The following is a 3,579-nucleotide window of genomic DNA, read 5'->3' on the forward strand; positions in this document are numbered from 1 at the left end:
GTACTATTGACCATATATTTATCAGCGGTATAACCTTCATTTTTGATATAGATAGCGTCATCAGTCAAAACGATTGTGTAATTTTTAGAGTTTGAGCTGTTAATTGCCCCAAACTTAATATCACTAAATTTTTTGCCGCCATCATTACTGGCTGACAAGATACTGTAAGCACAACCTCTTAGAGAGTCCCCGCATGCATCGTTATCACCACTCACTAACGGAATCGCCAGCATGTCGTCGTTTTTCGCTGCCCAGATAAACTTGCCCTTATAGTTCATTGTTCCCTTAGAAAGGAACCAGAGCTTAGTTTTTATCTTCTTGTTATCATTGTGATAATAAATCGACCCATCATCGCAGTTCGAATAATCCTCCAGCGTGAGATAGCGATTTTTATCGATACGATAAATCACCTGTGGTGGGTTATGGATGGGTTGTACTGCCACCTTTCCTGGCTGCGTGGATGTTTGCACCGGAGGCGGTGTCACCGCACAGCCATTCAGGCTGGTCAGCGAGAATACTAATGCACCTGCGAGTAAAGTTAGCTTTTTCATGGTCATCCTTAATTTGTTAGCTGAGAAGGGACCATTGCGGCATTGCAACTAAACTGGTCGCTGGCAACAATACTTCTCTTTATATCGGGAAGCTTTTCGGTGTGTGGCGAATCATTATATTTATTAAATAGAGCACCGGCTTTTATACCCAGTTCATTAACTTGCGCATCGGTATAGTGATACTTATTTGTTAGCCATCGGTCTGAATATCCCATTGGATGTTTTTTATCTAATACATCTTCAGGAACACCTAACTTGATCATCCCTTTGTAAAACTCATCCTGAATCCAGGCTTGTCTTACGTTATAAAATTCAGCAGCGCTATTGATGGCGTATTTCTCAGCTGCAAGATAGCGATCACTTTTTATGTATATGGCGTCATCAGTGACAACAATAGTGTAATCTTTAGAACCTGAGCTATCAGTTGCATGGAATTTAATATCACTAAATTTTTTGCCGCCATCGTTACTGGCTGACAAGATGCTGTAAGCACAACCTCTTAGCGAGTCCCCGCATGCATCGTTATCACCACTCACCAATGGAATCGCCAGCATGTCGTCGTTTTTCGCTGCCCAGATAAACTTGCCCTTATAGTTCATTGTTCCCCTGGAAAGGAACCAGAGCTTCGTTTTTATCTTCTTGCTATCATTGTGATAATAAATCGAACCATCATCGCAGTTCGAATAATCCTCCAGCGTGAGATAGCGATTTTTATCGATACGATAAATCACCTGTGGCGGGTTATAGATTGTTGCAGCCAATTGTTGCTTCTTAGTAGCCTCAATTTTTAAAGCTTCTTGCCTTTCATTATATTCTCGAGCCTGACGAGCTTCCGCTATTCCGGAAAAAGGGTTACCTATAGCCAGCCCTCCCCAGGGGCCAACAGCACAACCTGTCATACTTATCACCGCAGAAAGACTGAGCGCGCTGACGATTAATTTAGTTATTTTTTTCATATTCGGTCCTTGAAGTCCTTATTCGCCATCCAGTAACGAAATGACCATATCCTGCGCGGCTTGTGATTGAGTGAGAGAGGTCATGCCTTTTTCATCAGTCAGCCCTTCAATGATCTGTCCGTCATCCAGCGTGATTTTATATTTCTGGGAAGCCAGTGGTTTGCCGTTGAGCGGATGAGTAACGACAAACCCTTCATTGAACTGTTCCGGCTCGAACGATTTCATCGCACTCTGCATGCTGGCCGAGCCCTGCTTGACGATGCCGCCATTTTTCACCAGCAGTTTCCCCGGCCCGCCAATTTCAACGTTACCGCCTTTCAGCTTGATGTAGGCTCCGCCGCAGATCAGAACCAGCTCGTCCTGTGCTGTCATCGTCATTTTTTTGCCACTGGCAATATGCGTATCGTCCGTTGACCAGGTGGTGAATTTCCCGCCCTGCGCCTGAACGTCAATGTCGCCTTTGGCGGCAAACATTTTGGTGCCCTGTCGGCTATAGAGGCTGATTTGATCACCGGCGGCGACGGTGAATTTCTTCGTCGCGCCGATATCCACCTGTTTACCGGCGGTCAGCGTCAGGCTGTCTTGCGCGTACAATTGCATGCTGTCCCCGCTGACAATACCGACGCCTTTTGGTGCGCTTAAAAGCAAAACGGCTTGCTGAAGTTTGTCGAGTTTCTGCTGTAACAGCGTCTGTTGCCGGTCGATGTCTGCGGCTAATGCCTGGGCCTGTTGAGCACTGGCCGACAGGCTCTGCATTTCTACCATCGCACTGGAAAGGAGTGCTTTGGCCTGTTGCATGTCCAGTTGCTGACCTCCGGCACAAGCCTGCACATCGGCGGAAATAAACACACCCTTGCCGCCACGAACGGCCACCCAGTCGTCGGTGCGCAGTTCGGCGCCGTGACCGCGGTCTTTACGTTTATCATCGACCAGCGCACCCAGGTTCAGCTGGCTTTTGCCGCTGGCCGGTGTGGAAAGCTTGATGTGTTCTTTGCCTCGTGAATCATCAAGTCTTAACTTATTTCCAGAAGGCGTGCGGATAACGTTCCGCTTGTAGTTCGGCAGCGCCACAGGATCCGGATGCCGTGAATCGTGCAGCGCATAAGCAATGTACGGCCGGTCAACGTCGCCGTTCTCGAAGGCAATCGCCACGCCGGTGGAGTCCAGCAGCGGCATATGGAAGCCGTAAGTATCACCGGAATAGGGTTTTGCCAGGCGCAGCCAGCAGCTCTCAAAGCCTTTCTGCCATTCGGTGCGGTCGAAACCAAACCGGGCGCGGTACAAACCGTCGGCGCTGATATGGCCATAGGGTTCATCCGGATGTGCGCTGGAGATACGGGCAGGCAGCGTGCCGGTGACGGTTGGCCACGGCAGCAGAGCGGGGCGATACGGATGCCGGGTATTGCGTGGCACGGCGGTGAAGGTGACAAAATACGCCGTGTCGCGGGCGACGTTGGTAGAGTTCGTGGAAACTATCAGCAGGCCGTCCGGCGCTTCCGGCCAGTCTTTACCGGGCGTGGTAATGACCATTCCCGGACGCAGCGTCATGCAGTTGGACTTACCCTCAAAGGTGATTTGTTCGCTCAGATAACGCTCCTGACGGCGTCTGGCGTACCACATCCCCTGACCGGGCTCGTTGCTGTATTCCTTGCCCGGCTCAGGATAGGACTCACCCCAGCGGTAATCTTCGGCAACCAGCGCCGTGTAATCCGGATTGGTGGTCGTCGTGGCGGTCATATCGCTTTGCGCGGCCAGATAGTAATCGTCGTTAACCGTCACCGATTTTGGGATGGCCTTGCGGCTGACCGACATCTCCCAGACCGACTCCTGGCCGCCGTCGAACAGGCCCGCCGGGTTACGGAACGGGATGGCGACCGGTTCCGGCCAGGCGTAAGAATGGTCGGCCAGCACCATGACGTCGCAGTTGTTCTCTTCGTCATACTCGAAGAAGTACGAGATGCCGCTGTCGGCCAGGCGGCGCGCGATGTGCGCGTATTCGCTTTCGCCGAACTGCATCATGAATTTTTTCAGCGGGTACTGTTCATTAAGGGCAAACCGGAAATCCAGCCGGT

At 50.7% G+C, this 3,579-nt stretch carries 3 protein-coding genes; all 3 read right to left on the reverse strand.

What is annotated here, in order from left to right:
- A partial coding sequence (locus J1785_RS02410) for a T6SS immunity protein Tli3 family protein (protein WP_420803825.1) occupies window positions 1-551 on the reverse strand: 551 nt, incomplete at its 3' end.
- Window positions 552-559: 8 nt separating this feature from the next.
- A complete protein-coding gene (locus J1785_RS02415; protein ID WP_217218730.1) occupies window positions 560-1,507 on the reverse strand; it encodes a T6SS immunity protein Tli3 family protein in 948 nt (315 codons plus the stop codon).
- An 18-nt stretch (window positions 1,508-1,525) separates the two neighbouring features.
- Window positions 1,526-3,579: DUF2345 domain-containing protein (locus J1785_RS02420; RefSeq protein ID WP_217218731.1), on the reverse strand; the 2,054-nt coding region annotated here is incomplete at its 5' end.

Origin of the sequence: Rahnella perminowiae, from assembly GCF_019049755.1 — a bacterium.
Taxonomy (GTDB): domain Bacteria; phylum Pseudomonadota; class Gammaproteobacteria; order Enterobacterales; family Enterobacteriaceae; genus Rahnella; species Rahnella perminowiae.